This window comes from Helicobacter pylori, from assembly GCF_900120335.1.
GTDB classification, from domain to species: domain Bacteria; phylum Campylobacterota; class Campylobacteria; order Campylobacterales; family Helicobacteraceae; genus Helicobacter; species Helicobacter pylori_BU.
On sequence record NZ_LT635477.1, the window covers coordinates 412,365 to 429,028 of the forward strand.

At 39.4% G+C, this 16,664-nt stretch carries 19 protein-coding genes; 13 read left to right on the forward strand and 6 right to left on the reverse strand.

Features of this window, described 5'->3' with window-relative positions; genetic code table 11:
• Positions 1-60: 60 nt before the first annotated feature.
• Both CS889_RS02080 and flhA read right to left on the reverse strand, forming a co-directional pair.
• Positions 61-1,104: a 3',5'-cyclic-nucleotide phosphodiesterase gene (locus CS889_RS02080; protein WP_172825096.1), complete on the reverse strand. Its 1,044-nt coding sequence runs from the start codon at positions 1,102-1,104 to the stop codon at positions 61-63.
• A gap of 33 nt (positions 1,105-1,137) precedes the next feature.
• Positions 1,138-3,339, reverse strand: coding sequence for a flagellar biosynthesis protein FlhA (gene flhA, locus CS889_RS02085; RefSeq protein WP_089086694.1), 2,202 nt, complete (start codon positions 3,337-3,339; stop codon positions 1,138-1,140).
• A gap of 135 nt (positions 3,340-3,474) precedes the next feature.
• Here flhA and rpsO point away from each other — a divergent pair, with 135 nt between their 5' ends.
• From rpsO to CS889_RS02150, 13 genes are all read left to right on the forward strand, one after another.
• Entirely contained in the window at positions 3,475-3,747 is a 273-nt protein-coding gene (rpsO, locus tag CS889_RS02090; RefSeq protein WP_001197108.1) for a 30S ribosomal protein S15, read from the forward strand.
• Positions 3,748-3,787: 40 nt separating this feature from the next.
• Positions 3,788-5,077: an O-antigen ligase family protein gene (locus CS889_RS02095; protein ID WP_089086695.1), complete on the forward strand. Its 1,290-nt coding sequence runs from the start codon at positions 3,788-3,790 to the stop codon at positions 5,075-5,077.
• Positions 5,078-5,202: 125 nt separating this feature from the next.
• On the forward strand, positions 5,203-5,706 hold the full coding sequence (aroQ, locus tag CS889_RS02100; protein ID WP_000699284.1) for a type II 3-dehydroquinate dehydratase: 504 nt from the start codon (positions 5,203-5,205) through the stop codon (positions 5,704-5,706).
• Positions 5,707-5,719: 13 nt separating this feature from the next.
• On the forward strand, positions 5,720-6,793 hold the full coding sequence (locus CS889_RS02105; RefSeq protein WP_089086696.1) for an aminopeptidase: 1,074 nt from the start codon (positions 5,720-5,722) through the stop codon (positions 6,791-6,793).
• Positions 6,793-7,281: a 2-amino-4-hydroxy-6-hydroxymethyldihydropteridine diphosphokinase gene (folK, locus tag CS889_RS02110; RefSeq protein ID WP_172825097.1), complete on the forward strand. Its 489-nt coding sequence runs from the start codon at positions 6,793-6,795 to the stop codon at positions 7,279-7,281. Before CS889_RS02105 ends, folK begins: the two co-directional genes overlap by 1 nt.
• Positions 7,278-8,648 carry a flagellar biosynthesis protein FlhF gene (flhF, locus tag CS889_RS02115; protein ID WP_172825098.1) on the forward strand — a complete coding sequence of 457 codons (1,371 nt, stop codon included), beginning with the start codon at positions 7,278-7,280 and terminating at the stop codon, positions 8,646-8,648. Before folK ends, flhF begins: the two co-directional genes overlap by 4 nt.
• Positions 8,645-9,529: a flagellum site-determining protein YlxH gene (gene ylxH / locus CS889_RS02120; protein ID WP_001064431.1), complete on the forward strand. Its 885-nt coding sequence runs from the start codon at positions 8,645-8,647 to the stop codon at positions 9,527-9,529. Before flhF ends, ylxH begins: the two co-directional genes overlap by 4 nt.
• 4 nt (positions 9,530-9,533) lie before the next feature.
• Positions 9,534-9,848 (forward strand): hypothetical protein, encoded by a 315-nt coding sequence (locus CS889_RS02125; RefSeq protein ID WP_000868001.1) that lies wholly within the window; start codon positions 9,534-9,536, stop codon positions 9,846-9,848.
• Positions 9,826-10,593, forward strand: coding sequence for an RNA polymerase sigma factor FliA (locus CS889_RS02130; RefSeq protein ID WP_089086699.1), 768 nt, complete (start codon positions 9,826-9,828; stop codon positions 10,591-10,593). The genes CS889_RS02125 and CS889_RS02130 overlap by 23 nt, the downstream gene beginning before the upstream one ends.
• A complete protein-coding gene (fliM, locus tag CS889_RS02135) occupies positions 10,586-11,650 on the forward strand; it encodes a flagellar motor switch protein FliM (RefSeq protein ID WP_000763587.1) in 1,065 nt (354 codons plus the stop codon). The genes CS889_RS02130 and fliM overlap by 8 nt, the downstream gene beginning before the upstream one ends.
• Positions 11,651-11,653: 3 nt before the next feature.
• Entirely contained in the window at positions 11,654-12,511 is an 858-nt protein-coding gene (fliY, locus tag CS889_RS02140; RefSeq protein WP_089086700.1) for a flagellar motor switch protein FliY, read from the forward strand.
• Positions 12,512-12,540: 29 nt separating this feature from the next.
• Positions 12,541-13,077: a NanQ anomerase/TabA/YiaL family protein gene (locus tag CS889_RS02145; protein WP_089086701.1), complete on the forward strand. Its 537-nt coding sequence runs from the start codon at positions 12,541-12,543 to the stop codon at positions 13,075-13,077.
• Positions 13,074-13,577 carry a DUF2147 domain-containing protein gene (locus CS889_RS02150; RefSeq protein WP_089086702.1) on the forward strand — a complete coding sequence of 168 codons (504 nt, stop codon included), beginning with the start codon at positions 13,074-13,076 and terminating at the stop codon, positions 13,575-13,577. The genes CS889_RS02145 and CS889_RS02150 overlap by 4 nt, the downstream gene beginning before the upstream one ends.
• An 18-nt stretch (positions 13,578-13,595) precedes the next feature.
• Here the strand turns inward: CS889_RS02150 and fur are convergent, their stop codons facing one another.
• The 4 genes from fur to CS889_RS02170 form a co-directional block, all read right to left on the reverse strand.
• Complete coding sequence (fur, locus tag CS889_RS02155; protein WP_001253271.1) at positions 13,596-14,048, reverse strand: ferric iron uptake transcriptional regulator; 453 nt, start codon at positions 14,046-14,048, stop codon at positions 13,596-13,598.
• Positions 14,049-14,207: 159 nt separating this feature from the next.
• On the reverse strand, positions 14,208-15,383 hold the full coding sequence (locus CS889_RS02160) for a replication-associated recombination protein A (protein ID WP_089086703.1): 1,176 nt from the start codon (positions 15,381-15,383) through the stop codon (positions 14,208-14,210).
• Entirely contained in the window at positions 15,380-15,751 is a 372-nt protein-coding gene (locus CS889_RS02165; RefSeq protein ID WP_000272469.1) for a heat shock protein transcriptional repressor HspR, read from the reverse strand. The genes CS889_RS02160 and CS889_RS02165 overlap by 4 nt, the downstream gene beginning before the upstream one ends.
• 9 nt (positions 15,752-15,760) lie before the next feature.
• On the reverse strand, positions 15,761-16,627 hold the full coding sequence (locus CS889_RS02170) for a DnaJ C-terminal domain-containing protein (RefSeq protein WP_089086704.1): 867 nt from the start codon (positions 16,625-16,627) through the stop codon (positions 15,761-15,763).
• Positions 16,628-16,664: the final 37 nt, after the last annotated feature.

Here is a 16,664-nt window from a genome sequence, read left to right on the forward strand (position 1 = left end):
AAGAGTTTTAAACTCTTAGTTTTTATAACTAACGCTTTTTACAAACAGCTAACTTTAGCGTTAGGCGTTATTGAAAATTTCTTCAACTTGCTCTTTAATGTCCTTATAATTAAAGCTTTCTTTAAAGCCATCAATCTTGCCCCCGCTCGCATTCCTATGCCCGCCCCCATTGAAACACATTTGACTGAGTTCGCACACATCGCAATTCCCATTCGCCCTTAAGCTCACATTCCCTTTAGCGTTCACATCCATATAAAAATCAAAATCCGGATTTTGCGTTAAAAAAAGGTTAGCCAACACGCTAATACCCCCCATAGAATAGCTTAAAAACCCTTTTTTATCCTGGTAATAAACGCTGCAATCATGCTTTTTTAAAGAGAGCAAATGCGTTTGCGCGTTTGAAGAGATATTGTCCATCGTTTCTGTAGTAGGGTCGCCTCCTAGAGCGATTTTTTTAAGCCTGAACAAATCATTATCATAGGCTACAGGGGCATTTTCTAAAAACAAATAGTTTTTAACTTCTTCTAAAAGCTTTAATTTATAATCGCGGTTTTCATCATCAAACATGAAACGGTTCAATTCAGAGCTTTGAGTGATCATGCGCATGCACACCTTGCCTAATTCAAAGCCATAACCTTGCGTGTCCCAAATATCCACAGAATTGACCATTTCCACCAAAGGCTCTAGCCATGTTGTGTTTTTTGGCTCTAAAAGAGCGTAATGCTTTTTCAAAAATTCATACACGATTTTAGTCGCGCAGCGGTTCGTGTCTAAAAAATACCAATGGAAACTCTCAGCCACTTCCTTACCGCTGATATGGTGATCCAAAAGCTGGATTTGAATGTTTTTATTTTGCAAGCGGTGTTCTTGGATTTTATCCTGCAAATACTCTGCTTCATTTAAATTCAAATTCAAATCGCTAACCAAAATAAGGAATTCACTCTCTTTAGATTGAGCGATCGCGTTTAGAATTTCATAAATTCTCGCTGAGACTTCACGCCCGTAATTAGCGTTATAGTATTGGATATTTTTAAAAAATTGTTTTGAAACAAGCTGGCATGCATAGCCGTCTAAATCAATGTGTGAAAGGTGATAAACTTGCATCATTTTCCTTTTTATTTTATAAATTAAATTAAATTAAAAGTTAATGTGGATCGTGCCTAAAGCTTCAAAATTAGAGTTAGGGTCTAATTCGGCATGGCTTAGCACGACCACATCAATCCTGGCCTGCTCCATTTGATTAGAAAGGGCTTTTCTTAAATTAGGCTCTACAATCAAAATCACCGGAGCGATCCCTTTTTGCAAGACTTTCATAGCCTCTTCAGAAACCCCTTCAATGAGTTTTTGCAATTCGCCCACATTGAGTAATAAGCTCTTAGAAGCGCCATTTTCTCGCAATTTATTGAGCAAAAATTGTTCGCTATCGGTAGAAAAGGTTAAAAATTTCAAACGCCCGTCTTCAGATTTAAAAGCGTTAGTGATCACCCTAGAAAGCCTCGCCCTCACTTGTTCGGTTAAGATATTCACATCGTTTTGAACCAATGGGGCAATATCGGTAATCGTTTCCAAAATAGTGAGCATGTCCTTAATGGGGATTTTTTCATGCAACAAGGCTTGCAAGACTGAGCGGATCGCGCCGGTGGGGATTTTTTTACTCTCTTCTACAATCGTAGGATAGTCTTTAGCCAAGCGCTCTAAAAGGGATTTCACCTCATCTTTAGTGATAAAATCTTCAGCGTATTTTTTCACTAATTCGCTGGTGTGCGTCGCAATAACGGTGCTTGGATCAATGATGGTGTAGCCTTGAATGATGGCTTCTTCTTTATTTTTAGCGTCAATCCATAAAGCGTCCATTCCAAAAGCCGGCTCTTTAGTGGGAATGCCCTCAATTTCTCTATTCACAAAACCGGTATTCATGGCTAAAAACTTATCCGGCATCACCATGCCCTCACCAATCACAATGCCCTTAAGCTTGATTTCATAATGCGTTGGGGGGAGTTGTAAATTATCTCTGATCCTAATTTGAGGCATCAAAAAACCATAATCGCTCGCTATCTTTTTTCTAATGCCCCTAATCCTTTCTAACAAATCGCCCCCTTGTTTCATGTCCGCTAAGCTAATGAGCTGATAGCCTAAAGCCAGTTCTAAAAATTCAATTTTTAACACTTCATCAATGGCTTGCTCTTCTTCTCTTTTAATCTCTTCTTGGGTTTTAGCCCTTGTGGTGGGGGCGTGGGGTTTGATTTTGGAGCTGTGGGGTTTTTCGCTCAAATCCAAGCCGAATTTTTGACTCAAATAATTTTCTAATTTAGTGAGCAACCCGTCTTTTCCCTCCCTACTAATCAGCCATGCGATGAATAAAAAGAGGGTTCCTACAAACGCTAAAGAAAAGGTAGGGAGTCCAGGAATGGTGGCAAAAAGCAATAAAATCGCCCCCACAATCACTAAAGTTTTGCTTTTATTGGTGAGTTGTGTGATGAGCTTAGAAGCGAAGTCTTCTTCTTCGTTTTGCGTGGTGCGAGTGGCGACAATACCGGTCGCTGTCGCAATGATTAAAGCAGGGATTTGCCCCACAAGCCCATCGCCAATGGTTAGGATAGTGAAAGTGCTAGCGCTAAAGCTTAGGCTCATATCCCTTTGAAACACGCCCACTAAAAACCCTCCAATGATATTGATAAGCGTGATAATGATAGAAGCGATCGCATCGCCTTTGACGAATTTAGACGCGCCATCCATCGCGCCATAAAAATCCGCTTCTTGGCTTAGAGCGGCGCGCCGTTTTTTGGCTTCCTTATCATCAATAAGCCCTGAATTTAAATCCGCATCAATCGCCATTTGCTTTCCTGGCATAGCGTCTAGAGCGAATCGCGCCCTAACTTCAGTAACCCTAGTAGAGCCATTAGTAACCACTAATAAATTCACTAGCACTAAAATACTAAAGATAATCGCCCCAATCACATAATTCCCGCTCACGCTAAATTCCCCAAACGCCGTGATAATATCGCTCACCGCGCTAGGCCCTTTATAGCCTTGGGTTAAAATCATTCTAGTGGTGGCGACATTTAAAGCCAAGCGGTACAAGGTTACAATGAGGAGTAAAGTGGGGAAAGCGCTAAAATCAGTAGGCTTGTCAATATAAAGCCCGATTAAAATAATCAACACCGATAGCGCGATAGAAATCGTGAGTAAAAAATCCAACACAAAAGGCGGTAACGGCACGATAATGATCGCTAAAATAGCGATCACAAAGACCACAAGGGCTAAGTCTTTGGATTGCAAGAAGCGTTTAAAGACAGGGAAAGTCTTTTTAAAAGCTAATTTGGAGCGTTCGTTTGCCATAATCTAAAATCAATGCCTTAATTTTGGTAGGTGTGTTTGTCTCTTATTATAATATAAAGTTTAAAAGTATGGTGCAAAAAAGCTTATTTTACGCTATAATGCGATCTATATTAAATTACCAATTAGGAGGTCGTTATGGCTTTGAATCTGGAGAAAAAACAAGAAATCATTAAGGCGTTTGCCACTAAAGCAAACGATACCGGTTCTTGTGAGGTGCAAGTGGCGTTGTTGAATGAAAGGATCAAGCTTTTAACCGAGCATTTAAAAACTAACCCCAAAGATCATTCTAGTCGTTTAGGGCTTTTAAAATTAGTCGCTCAAAGACGCAATCTGTTGAAATACATCAAACGCACCGATCATGCGCGTTATGTGGTTTTGATTGAAAAGTTAGGCATTAAAGACAGATAGTTTCTATCGCTTTTAGGGGATTTTAAATCATGGCGATTTTGTGTTGAAAGAGCGTTTGAAAGCCTTTTTCAGTGCGGACTCTGTTTTCACTTTAATTTTTGCCCTTTTTTTTCTCACTTCGTTTAAAAAACCTTTAACTCAAGTCTTGTTGATTGTTTTAATGGTTTTTTTGTTTTTTAGGTGTTATTTCCAAGCGTCTTTAAAAGAAACCTTTAGAATCAATCATTTAAAAACCATGCCCTTTAAATGGCTCACTCTGGCTTTTTTAGGGGTATTTTTAAGCATCTTCCCTAACATGTTTAACATGTATGATAGCCAAACCTTCCGCTACAATTTATTCGCTCTAAACATGTCTTTAACTTACGCTTGCGGGGCGTTATGCTTGCTTTTTTCTAGCCGTTTAAGAATCAAATTGGATCAAAAAATCCTTTTTTATAGCATGGCTGTGGCAAATTTTATCAACGGCTTGCTCTCATTGGTGCAAAAAATTTATTTTAACATGCCCAGAGCGCAAGGGTTTAGCACGGTTAAGGAGTATGTGGTTTTAGTGAGCGTGTCAATCTTAGGCTGTTATATTTATGCGCTTTATTCGCAAAATCAAAAAGAGAAACTTTTTTTCACCCTTTCTGTTTTCGTGGGGTTTTTAGTGGTTATTTTAAGCGCTACAAGGAGCGCGACAATCGCTTTTGTGGCTACTTTTTTGATCCTGTCTTGCTTTATTTTATACGCCAAAAAATCGCTCAAACCATTGGGTTATATGGTGGTTATGAGTCTTGTTTTGAGCGCTTTGTATGTGGGGAGTAACGCTTTAGAAAAGAGGGGGGCAATAGAGCAATCTAGGGTTCAAAATCAAACCTTTGAAGAGGATTTGAAACGCTACGCTAAAAAGGACGCTGATAGCAGTATTGGGTGGCGTTTGGAGCGCTGGAAAGAAGCCCTAACGGTTTTGCGTTTAAGGCCCTTTTTTGGTATGGCCGCTAGCGAGAAATGCCAGAGGTTAGAAGAGATTTTATCCTTATCAAAGTCTTATAGGGCAAAAGATTTGATTCTCTGTTATGAAAGATACGACAATCAAATCATTCATGTTCTAGCCACTAGGGGGATCATAGGCTTTTTAATCTGGCTTTTTTTCTTGTTAGTCATTGTAAAGATTTTTTGGAGCGGGATCAAGCAAAACTCTTTAATATCATTCTTTATATTAACGGCATTCACTTTTTACCTCATTTTTGGTATTGGGTTTGACCCTTTTGATTTCTTCATTACGGGAAGTTTTTTTGTAGGAATGGTCATGATGGTTGTTTTTTTAAAAAAGGATAAAAGCGCTTTTTAGCATCAAAGAGTTTGATGTTAATCAAGCGGTAGTTTCTTGCGATGCGTTCTTAGGGGGATTTAAGGGGTAAGATAAAAACTTATGCTATAATGCGGTTTCATTCCATATTAAAACAAGGAGAAATAATGAAAATTTTAGTGATTCAAGGGCCTAATTTAAACATGTTAGGACACAGAGACCCAAGACTTTATGGCATGGTAACCTTAGACCAAATCCATGAAATCATGCAAACTTTCGTGAAACAAGGCAATTTAGATGTGGAATTAGAGTTTTTTCAAACCAATTTTGAGGGCGAAATCATTGACAAAATCCAAGAGAGCGTGGGCAGCGATTATGAAGGGATTATTATTAACCCTGGAGCGTTTTCGCACACTTCTATTGCGATTGCGGATGCGATCATGCTAGCGGGCAAACCTGTCATTGAAGTGCATCTCACTAACATTCAAGCCAGAGAAGAATTCAGGAAAAATTCTTACACCGGAGCGGCTTGTGGAGGCGTGATCATGGGATTTGGCCCGCTTGGTTACAACATGGCTTTAATGGCGATGGTGAATATTTTAGCCGAGATGAAAGCGTTCCAAGAAGCCCAAAAAAACAACCCTAATAACCCCATTAACAATCAAAAATAAAAGGGGGTTACTGATGAGAGGATTAGAAAGAGACTCCCATTTCACGCTCAATGAAAATGCGATGTTTTTTGAATGCGCTTACAGTTGCGATAACGCTTTGTTTTTGCAATTAGACGATCGCTCGTTCTTCATCACTGATTCTCGTTACACCCAAGAAGCTAAAGAAAGCATTCAGCCTAAAAAGGGCGTTTTAGCGGAAGTGATAGAGTCTAGCGATTTAGTGCAAAGCGCAATTGATTTGATCGCAAAACACTCGGTTAAAAAGCTCTTTTTTGACCCCAATCAAGTGAATTTGCAAACCTACAAGCGTTTGGATTTAGCGGTTGGGAATAAGGTTATTTTAGAGGGCGTGCCTAGTTACCACCGCCAAAAACGCATCATTAAAAACGATCATGAGATCCAACTCCTCAAAAAATCTCAAGCGCTGAATGTTGAAGCTTTTGAAAATTTTGCCGAGTATGTGAAAAAGATTTTTGATGAAAAAGAGTCCTTGAGCGAGCGGTATTTGCAACATAAGGTTAAAGACTTTTTGACTAAAGAGGGGGTTTATGATCTGAGTTTTGAGCCTATTTTAGCCTTGAATGCGAACGCGAGCAAACCCCATGCCTTGCCTAGCGCGAAGGATTTTTTAAAAGCGGATCATAGCATTCTTTTGGATATGGGGATCAAATACGAACGCTATTGCTCGGATAGGACTCGCACGGCTTTTTTTGACCCTAAAGACTTTGTGTTCAAAAGGGAGCAGAGTTTCAAGGATAAAGAGCGTCAAAAGATTTATGACATTGTGAAAGAAGCACAAGAAAAGGCTATTTCAGGCATTAGAGCGGGCATGACCGGTAAAGAAGCGGACAGCTTGGCTAGGGGAGTGATTAGCGATTATGGTTATGGGCAGTATTTCACTCACAGCACCGGGCATGGCATTGGCTTAGACATTCATGAGCTTCCCTATATTTCATCGCGCAGTGGAACCATTTTAGAAGAGGGCATGGTGTTTTCTGTAGAGCCTGGGATTTATATCCCTGGATTTTTTGGGGTGCGCATTGAAGATTTAGTGGTGATTAAAAATTCTAGGGCTGAGCTTTTGTGATGCGAGAGATCCTTACTAGCCGCTTTTTCCCCAGCCTTTTTAAAAAAAGGCTTGATTTTTCTAACAGGGTGGTTTTAGGGCTGGGATCTAATCTTAAAAATCCTTTAAAAATATTAAAAAATTGTTTTTTATACTTTAAAAATCATAGTAGAATCGGAAAAATTTTTTCTTCGCCGATTTATATCAATCCGCCTTTTGGTTACACTAAGCAACCTAATTTCTACAACGCTACGATTATCCTTAAAACATCTTTAGGTTTGCACCATTTTTTTGCTCTAGTGTTTTATATAGAAAGGCGTTTTGGGCGTGCAAGGAAGCGCGATTTTAAAGACGCTCCAAGAACTTTGGATATTGATATTATCGCTTTCAATCAAGTCATTTTAAGGCAGAACGATTTGACTTTACCTCACCCTAAATGGAGTGAAAGAGACTCGGTGTTAGTGCCTTTAACTTTGCAACAAATCCTTTTTAAAAAAGGGGAGTGGTGAAATTCTATACCTATAGTGGGGAGACGGCCGCTGAAGCTTTAAAGATCGCTCAAAGCCACCATGGGGTGGATACGCTGGTGTTTAAAACCCAAGAAATCCGTAAAAAAACGCTCACTTCTTCTGGGCTTTATGAAATCGTTGTGGCGGTTGAAGAAGAGAGCGAAAACAAAAAAGCCCCTCTTATTCCAGAAAGTTTGTATGATGAAGAATTGAATGAAGAAGATGTGGTCATGCAGCTTTCAAGCACCGTAGAAGAAATGCGCAAACTCGCCGGGGTTTCATCCAGTCAGCGCAACTATAGTTTTTCAAAAAATAAGACCCCTTTAGAAAAAGACGCTCCATTAGAGGATGCGCCCTTAGAGGCCAATAAACAGGACGCCTTGTTGCAAGTCTTAAAAGATGAAGCCAACCATAAAAAAGAAAGAGAAAAAAGAGAAGTCAAACAAGAAGAAGAAATTAAAGATATTAATGCGCAACTAAGTAAAATCAGAGACAGCTTGAAACTCATTCAAAACATGTTTTGGGATGAGAAAAACCCCAATTCTGTCAATATCCCTCAAGAATTTGCAGAAATTTACAAACTAGCCAAACAAAGTGGGATGAAATCCAGCCATTTAGATGAAATCATGCAATTAAGCTTGGAATTGATGCCTTTACGCATGCGGGAAAATTCCGTAACGATCAAGCGTTATTTTAGAGAGGTGTTGCGCAAAATGATTTTGTGCCGCCCTGAAGATTTGAATTTGAGGCAAAAACGCATTTTAATGCTTGTAGGGCCAACAGGCGTGGGGAAAACGACGACTCTAGCTAAATTGGCCGCACGCTATTCTAGGATGCTGGCTAAAAAATACAAGGTGGGCATTATCACTTTAGACAATTATCGCATTGGGGCTTTAGAGCAATTGAGTTGGTATGCTAATAAAATGAAAATGAGTATAGAAGCGGTGATTGACGCTAAGGATTTTGCTAAAGAAATTGAAGCTTTGGAATACTGCGATTTTATTTTAGTGGATACGACAGGGCATTCGCAATACGATAAGGAAAAAATTGCCGGTTTGAAAGAGTTTATAGATGGGGGTTATAATATTGATGTGTCCTTAGTGCTTTCGGTTACCACTAAGTATGAAGACATGAAAGATATTTATGATTCTTTTGGGGTGTTAGGGATTGACACTTTAATCTTTACGAAATTAGATGAGAGTAGGGGGTTAGGGAATTTGTTTTCTTTAGTGCATGAAAGCCAAAAGCCTATCAGTTATCTTTCTGTCGGGCAAGAAGTGCCTATGGATTTGAAAGTGGCTACTAATGAGTATTTAGTGGATTGCATGCTAGATGGCTTTAGTAACCCTAATAAGGAACAAGCATGAACAATCAAGCGAGCCATTTGGATAATTTTATGAACGCTAAAAACCCCAAAAGTTTTTTTGATAATAAGGGGAATACCAAATTCATCGCTATCACAAGCGGTAAGGGGGGCGTGGGGAAATCCAACATTAGCGCTAATTTAGCTTACTCTTTATACAAGAAAGGTTATAAGGTTGGGGTGTTTGATGCGGATATTGGTTTAGCGAATTTAGATGTGATTTTTGGGGTGAAAACCCATAAAAATATCTTGCATGCCTTAAAAGGCGAAGCCAAATTGCAAGAAATCATTTGTGAGATTGAACCCGGACTTTGCTTAATCCCTGGGGATAGCGGTGAAGAAATTTTAAAATACATTAGCGGCGCGGAAGCTTTGGATCGATTCGTAGATGAAGAGGGGGTTTTAAGCTCTTTAGATTATATTGTGATTGATACGGGCGCTGGGATTGGAGCCACTACGCAAGCGTTTTTGAATGCGAGCGATTGCGTGGTGATTGTCACCACACCCGATCCATCAGCGATTACTGATGCGTATGCATGCATTAAAATCAACTCCAAAAATAAAGACGAATTGTTCCTTATCGCTAACATGGTAGCCCAACCTAAAGAAGGCAGGGCGACTTATGAAAGGCTATTCAAGGTGGCTAAAAACAATATCGCTTCATTAGAATTGCACTATTTAGGGGCGATTGAAAACAGCTCCTTATTGAAACGCTATGTGAGGGAGCGAAAAATTTTGAGGAAAATAGCCCCCAACGATTTGTTTTCGCAATCCATTGACCAGATAGCGAGCCTTTTAGTTTCTAAACTAGAAACCGGCACTTTAGAAATACCAAAAGAAGGTTTAAAAAGCTTTTTTAAAAGGCTTTTAAAGTATTTGGGGTAGGCTGATGAAAGTTCAAAATTTTATCCATTTTTCTGTTGTGGTGGGGTTTTTTTTAGGGTTAGTGTTTTCGGTGTTGAAATTCAATGAGCCAGAGAGCATTCTATTATGGACGGTGTTATCCACGCTTGGGGGGTATTTGATCGCCTTATTGTTCGCGTCTATTTTTATCGCTTGCACGGATTTAGATATTTGTCTTTTTGACAAAAAAGGCACTGAAGAGAGTTTGCTTCGTTTCAACCATGAGTTTAAAAACAGAGAAAAAGAAGTGGCTAGTATTTTAAATTACATTAGAAATTATGATTTTGATGATGGAAAATAGAATGCCCAAAGAAATTCAAAAAACTGAAGCGAGCGAAAAAAGTATAGAAAAGGTTTTGAACGCCTATGACAAGCAACAACACCACCATCAAGACGCGCTCGCTATCCAGTATTTACCGGCCGTGCGCGCCATGGCGTTTCGTTTAAAAGAGCGCTTGCCCAGCTCTATTGATTTTAACGATCTGGTTTCTATTGGCACTGAAGAGTTGATTAAGTTAGCCAGGCGTTATGAGAGCGCGTTAAACGATTCTTTTTGGGGGTATGCTAAAACGCGCGTCAATGGGGCGATGCTAGATTATTTGCGTTCTTTAGATGTGATTTCTCGCTCTAGCAGGAAGTTGATTAAAAGCATTGATATTGAAATCACCAAATACCTTAATGAGCATGGGAAAGAGCCTAGCGATGCGTATTTAGCGGAAGTTTTAGGCGAGAATATTGAAAAGATTAGAGAAGCCAAAACGGCCTCAGATATTTATGCGTTAGTGCCTATAGATGAGCAATTCAATGCGATTGAGCAAGATGAAATCACTCAAAAGATTGAAGCAGAAGAGTTGTTAGAGCATGTCCAAAAAGTATTGAATCAAATGAGCGAACGAGAGCAAATCCTTATCCAGCTTTATTACTTTGAAGAGTTGAATTTGAGCGAGATTAAAGAGATTTTAGGCATCACTGAATCGCGCATTTCTCAAATCATTAAAGAAGTGATTAAAAAGGTGCGCCAATCCTTAGGAGTGAATCATGGCTGATATTTTAAGCCAAGAAGAAATTGATGCGCTTTTAGAGGTCGTTGATGAGAACGTGGATATTCAAAATGTCCAAAAAAAAGATATTATCCCCCAACGCAGCGTAACCCTCTATGATTTCAAACGCCCTAATCGTGTGAGTAAGGAGCAATTGCGCTCTTTTAGGAGTATCCATGATAAAATGGCTAGGAATCTTTCCAGTCAAGTCTCTTCTATCATGCGTTCTATTGTAGAAATCCAGCTCCATAGCGTGGATCAAATGACTTATGGCGAGTTTTTGATGAGTTTGCCTAGCCCTACAAGCTTTAATGTCTTTTCCATGAAGCCTATGGGGGGAACGGGGGTTTTAGAGATTAATCCTAGCATCGCTTTCCCTATGATTGACAGACTATTAGGGGGTAAGGGGAGCGCGTATGATCAAAACAGGGAGTTTAGCGATATTGAATTGAATTTATTGGATACGATTTTACGCCAGGTGATGCAAATTTTAAAAGAAGTGTGGTCGCCTGTGGTGGAGATGTATCCTACCATTGACGCTAAAGAATCCAGCGCGAATGTGGTCCAAATCGTCGCTCAAAATGAAATTTCTATCATGGTGGTTTTAGAGATTATCATTGGGCATAGCCGTGGGATGATGAATATTTGTTACCCGGTGATTTCCATTGAGAGCATTCTTTCTAAAATGGGGAGTAGGGATTTCATGCTTTCAGAGACGAACTCCAAAAAGAGCCGTAATAAGGAATTGCAAGCGCTATTGAGCGGGGTGAGCGTGGATATGATGGTGTTTTTGGGCGCGGTGGAATTGAGCTTGAAAGAAATGCTGGATTTAGATGTGGGGGATACTATCCGGTTAAATAAAGTCGCTAACGATGAAGTGAGCGTGTATGTGCATAAAAAAAAGCGTTATTTAGCGAGCGTGGGGTTTCAAGGGTATAGGAAAACCATTCAAATTAAAGAAGTGATTTATAGCGAAAAAGAACGCACTAAAGAAATTTTAGAAATGCTAGAAGAACAACGCAGAGGCAAAGTGGGCGATATTATGAAGATAGAAGAAGAGTGAGAAATGCAAGATTTTATTAAAATTTTTATTCAAGAGGTTGTCTCTACTTTAGAAGGGTTAGTGGGTAAGGCTCCAAACGTGGGATTAGAAAAAGAAGTTTCTAACAATGAAGAAGCGAGTTTAATCAGCACTCCTTATGCAAGGGTTAAGATTAGCGCGATTGAAAAAAATGAAAGTCCTATTGAATTACTGGCTCCGGTAGATTTAGTTACCGCTTTGAGCGATTTGATGCTAGGGGGTGAGGGGGCGAGTAAGGAAGAAATGGATAATGACGATTTAGACGCTTTTAAGGAAATGGCTTCTAATATTTTTGGCGCGATCGCTACAAGCTTGAAGTCTCAAGAATTGCTCCCTAAACTCAATTTCACCACCACGAACGCTGAAATCGCTAAAGAGCTTCCTAAAAAAGAAGATTACGCTAAGGCGATGGTGTTTTCTTTTAAAATGGAAGCCATCAAAGAAAGCCAAATCGTTTTATTGATCACTTCAGCGTTTGAGGGCCAATTTGAAAAAACGCATAAAGAAGAAAAAGAAGAAACGACAAAAAGCGCTACTGAAGAGATTAAAACCCACGACGCGTCTTTAGAAAATATAGAAATCCGCAATATCAGCATGCTTTTAGACGTGAAATTGAACGTTAAGGTGCGAATCGGGCAAAAAAAGATGATTTTAAAAGATGTGGTTTCTATGGATATAGGGAGCGTGGTGGAGTTGGATCAATTGGTGAATGACCCTTTAGAAATCCTCGTAGATGATAAGGTGATCGCTAAGGGCGAAGTGGTGATCGTGGATGGGAATTTTGGCATTCAAATCACGGATATTGGCACTAAAAAGGAACGATTAGAGCAACTGAAAAATTAAACCATTTTAAAGTAAAGAAGGAAGGAATTATGGCTGTTTTTGGGGAATTAAGCTCGCTTGGGCATTTGTTTAAAAAAACGCAAGAATTAGAAATTTTGCATGGGTATTTACAAGATGTCATGCAAAAGGGTAGTGAAGCTAATCAAAGGGTTTTAAATCTCGCTATTAATACAGAATTTCAAGCGCCTTTAGGGCATGGCATCTTTAGCATAGAGCAGAGCTATTGTTTAGAGCATGCTAAAGAGGGCGAGAAAGGCTTTTTTGAAAGCCACCGACAATATGTGGATTTCCAGCTGATTGTCAAAGGCGTTGAGGGGGCTAAGGTGGTAGATATAAATAGGGCTGTCATTAAAACCCCTTATAATGAAAAAAGAGATTTGATCGTTTATGAGCCGGTCAGTGAAGCTTCTTTTTTGCGTTTGAATGCGGGCATGCTGGCTATTTTTTTGGAAAACGATGCGCATGCGTTGAGATTCTATGGAGAGTCTTTTGAAAAATATAGGGAAGAGCCGATTTTTAAAGCGGTCGTTAAAATGCCTAAAGGATTGATCAAATTAAAATTATGAAATTGGTGAGTCTTATTGTAGTGTTAGTTTTTTGTTGTTTTTTAAGGGCTGTAGAGTTGCCTGGAGTTTATCAAACTCAGGAATTTTTATACATGAAAAGCTCTTTTGTGGAGTTTTTTGAGCATAATGGGAAGTTCTATGCCTATGGTATTTCTGATGTGGATGGCTCTAAAGCCAAAAAAGACAAACTCAATCCTAACCCAAAGCTAAGGAATCGCAGCGATAAAGGCGTGGTGTTTTTAAGCGATTTGATTAAGGTTGGAAAACGATCTTATAAAGGCGGTAAGGCGTATAATTTTTATGACGGCAAGACCTACCATGTGAGAGTCACTCAAAATTCAAACGGGGATTTGGAATTCACTTCAAGCTATGACAAATGGGGGTATGTGGGCAAAACCTTCACCTGGAAACGCCTGAGCGATGAAGAAATCAAAAATCTAAAGCTCAAGCGTTTTAACTTGGACGAAGTCCTTAAAACCCTTAAAGATAGCCCTATTTAAGCTAGCTTCTTTAAATCTTTAATCATCGCTCTCTTGGCATTCTTTGCACCACACAAACATTTTCATGTCATGGCTAATCAGCTTGGCTTGGTATTTTTTAACGACTTCATTCTGGCGGTGTTCAATTTCGGGGTCTGCGAATTCAATGATTTTACCGCAATGCAAACAAATGATGTGATCGTGGTGTTCTTTAGCCGCAATTTCATAACGCCGGCCGCTCTTTGAAGTCTCTAAAACGCAGATAAAATTTTCTTTTTCTAAGAAATTTAAAATGCGATACACGGAAGAAATGCTGGTGTTTTTGTCTTTTTGGCGGATAGAGTGCGTGATTTCTTCAGGGCTTAAGTGTGTGCCGCTGCGATACAAAACGCTCACCACTTCTTCCCTCTGCTTTGAATTTTTGAGTCCGTTTTTTTTGATAGACATCCTCAAGCGCTCTAAAATGGATTCTAAAGTTTCTAATCTTCTCATGCTGATATTTCCCTTGTCCGTAAAATGATTTTTATAACTAGAATATTATTATACAATAATAATGCGATAAACCATAGATAAAACTCATTATTATTTTAATTCAATCAAAAAATATTGATTTTTTATTACCATTGTCGCATTTTAATGCAACTTATAAGATCAATTTCTTATTTTATCAAGCCATTCTAAAAGGGTTTTTTCAAACCCTATGCCTTGAGAAGAAACCAAATTGAGGGGTTTTTCTAAATAATCTTGTTTGACATAGCCGTTATAATCATGCGGGTAAAGATAGTCTTTAGCGTTAGGCAGCAGGTGTTTAGGAATAGGGTAGAGCAAGCCCTTTTGAACGCAATCCAAAGCCTGATTGATCGCTCTATAAGCCGTGTTGGATTTAGGCGAACAAGACAGATAAATCACGCACTGGCTTAAAATGATGCGTGCTTCAGGGTAGCCGATTTGTTTGACTGAAAACAAGCAGGAAGCGGCTAAATTAAGGGCGTTTGGGTTAGCGTTACCAATATCTTCGCTCGCAAAAATCACCAGCCTTCTGGCGATAAATTCCGGGTTTTCCCCGCCAGCAATCAAGCGCGCCAGATAATAGATGGAAGCGTTTTCATCGCTCCCTCTTAAAGATTTAATGAGTGCGCTAGTGAGGTTATAATGCGTATCATCGCTATAAGATCCGTCATTTAGGCTATGGGGCCGTAAGGATTTGAGCGTTTTTAAAGTGATAGGATTTTCTATTTTAGCGCTCAAATCTAAAAGGTTTAATAACGCTCTGGCATCGCCAGCGCTGTTATTCAAAAGATAAGTTTTAGCGTCAGGCTCTATTTGTTTTTTGAGTAATGCTAAAGCTTTAGCGCAAAGCCTGTCCAAATCGCTCTTGTTTAAGGGGGTTAATTCAAAAATAAAACTTCTTGAGCGGATCGCATGGCTTAGGCTGTAATTAGGATCTTGCGTGCTAGCCCCTAAGATTAAAGCGTGATTTTTTTCCATAATGGGGAGTAAGAATTCCTGTTGGGTTTTATTCAATCTGTGGGTTTCATCAATAAAAACAACGGGCTTTAAAAGGGTGTTTTGGTAATTTTTAAGCTTAAGGCGCAAATCCTCTAATTTGAAATCCGTCGCATTAAACAAAAGAATGGGGCGCTCTAGGGAGCGAGCGATGATTTGAGCCAGGCTTGTTTTACCCACGCCAGGAGGGCCATAGAAAAAGGCATGGGGGAAGTGTTTGGATTGTAAGGCTTTAAATAAGGGGGCGTCTTTCCCTATTAAATGCTCTTGGCCTAAAAAATCTTCTAGGCTTGTGGGGTTTAAAAGTGCAGTCAGGCTCATTTTTTAAATAAAATCAATTCGTAAAAATTCGTAGGGGTGTTTAAATTTTTCGTTGGGGTTTTGTTGTTTTTAGAGTGTTTTTGCAGAGCGTCTTGCAATTCTTTATTGAGGTTGTCTAATTCATCAAGCTTTTCTTTTAAGCGCAAGATAATATCCACGCCCGCCAAATTAACCCCCATATCCCTTGTAAGGCGTAAAATTGTTTTGATTTTATCCATGTCTCGTTGGGAATACAAGCGCATTTTCCCATCAGTCCTGCTAGGCTCTATCAAACCCTCTTTTTCGTATTGGCGCAAGGTTTGAGGGTGCACGCCTAAGATTTTAGCCACAACGCTGATTAAATAAAGCGGTTCATCATAATCGTACACGATTCCTCCTTACAATTCTTTTTCTAATAACGCTTTCAACTCATTAGAAAGCGTTTCGGTTTTAGGCAAGATCAAACGAGCTTGCAAATACAAATCCCCCACATGCGAAGTTTTTCTGTTTTTAATCCCTTTGTCTTTGATGCGGAATTTTTGCATGGCTTTGGTGTTAGGGGGAATGGTTAGGGTTAAGGTTTTATGCCAAGTAGCGATTTCAACCTTCCCTCCAAAAAGAGCCGTTTTTAAGGGTAAATCAAAGATTTGGATAATATCGTCTTTCTCGCGCCTATAAATTTCATCTTCTTCAATATGGATCTGTAAGAGCAAATCGCCCCTACCCGTTCGCCCCATTTTCCCTTTGTTGCGAACCCTAATCTTTTCGCCCTCTTCCACGCCGATAGGGATTTTAAGGCTAAAAGTCTCATTATTGACGCTCACTTGTTTTTTATTGCCTAAAAGGGTGTCTAAAACAGAGACATTTAAAATAGCGGTTACATCTAAATTTTCAGGGGCGAAACTGGAAAAATTAAAGCCAGAAAAGCCTTGCGAGTTTTGAGAAAATCTTTGCGAAAAGCCTCCTTTCCCAAAAATAGAGCTTAAAATATCGTCTAAATCTTCACTAGGACCACGGCTTCTGGCAAAATCGCTGAAATTCTGCCCCCCAAACATGTTGTCGCCAAATTGATCGTATTGGCGGCGTTTTTCTTCATCGCTCAAAATTTCATAAGCGGCGTTGATTTCTTTGAATTTTTCTTCGGCTTCTTTGGTTTTATTCAAATCCGGGTGGTATTGCCTGGCTAAACGGCGGTAGGATTTTTTGATTTCATCTTGGCTGGCGTTTTCGCTCACGTTTAAAGTTTGGTATAAACTCTTACTCATGAATCACCTTTAAAATAGTTTTATTAGAATACTATCA

Bases quoted from the DNA above. Each gene is read 5' to 3' on its own strand.
- CS889_RS02080 (WP_172825096.1), bottom strand. From the start codon at position 1,104: ATGCAAGTTTATCACCTTTCACACATTGATTTAGACGGCTATGCATGC.
- flhA (WP_089086694.1), bottom strand. From the start codon at position 3,339: ATGGCAAACGAACGCTCCAAATTAGCTTTTAAAAAGACTTTCCCTGTC.
- rpsO (WP_001197108.1), top strand. From the start codon at position 3,475: ATGGCTTTGAATCTGGAGAAAAAACAAGAAATCATTAAGGCGTTTGCC.
- aroQ (WP_000699284.1), top strand. From the start codon at position 5,203: ATGAAAATTTTAGTGATTCAAGGGCCTAATTTAAACATGTTAGGACAC.
- CS889_RS02105 (WP_089086696.1), top strand. From the start codon at position 5,720: ATGAGAGGATTAGAAAGAGACTCCCATTTCACGCTCAATGAAAATGCG.
- folK (WP_172825097.1), top strand. From the start codon at position 6,793: ATGCGAGAGATCCTTACTAGCCGCTTTTTCCCCAGCCTTTTTAAAAAA.
- ylxH (WP_001064431.1), top strand. From the start codon at position 8,645: ATGAACAATCAAGCGAGCCATTTGGATAATTTTATGAACGCTAAAAAC.
- CS889_RS02125 (WP_000868001.1), top strand. From the start codon at position 9,534: ATGAAAGTTCAAAATTTTATCCATTTTTCTGTTGTGGTGGGGTTTTTT.
- CS889_RS02130 (WP_089086699.1), top strand. From the start codon at position 9,826: ATGATTTTGATGATGGAAAATAGAATGCCCAAAGAAATTCAAAAAACT.
- fliM (WP_000763587.1), top strand. From the start codon at position 10,586: ATGGCTGATATTTTAAGCCAAGAAGAAATTGATGCGCTTTTAGAGGTC.
- fliY (WP_089086700.1), top strand. From the start codon at position 11,654: ATGCAAGATTTTATTAAAATTTTTATTCAAGAGGTTGTCTCTACTTTA.
- CS889_RS02145 (WP_089086701.1), top strand. From the start codon at position 12,541: ATGGCTGTTTTTGGGGAATTAAGCTCGCTTGGGCATTTGTTTAAAAAA.
- CS889_RS02150 (WP_089086702.1), top strand. From the start codon at position 13,074: ATGAAATTGGTGAGTCTTATTGTAGTGTTAGTTTTTTGTTGTTTTTTA.
- fur (WP_001253271.1), bottom strand. From the start codon at position 14,048: ATGAGAAGATTAGAAACTTTAGAATCCATTTTAGAGCGCTTGAGGATG.
- CS889_RS02160 (WP_089086703.1), bottom strand. From the start codon at position 15,383: ATGAGCCTGACTGCACTTTTAAACCCCACAAGCCTAGAAGATTTTTTA.
- CS889_RS02170 (WP_089086704.1), bottom strand. From the start codon at position 16,627: ATGAGTAAGAGTTTATACCAAACTTTAAACGTGAGCGAAAACGCCAGC.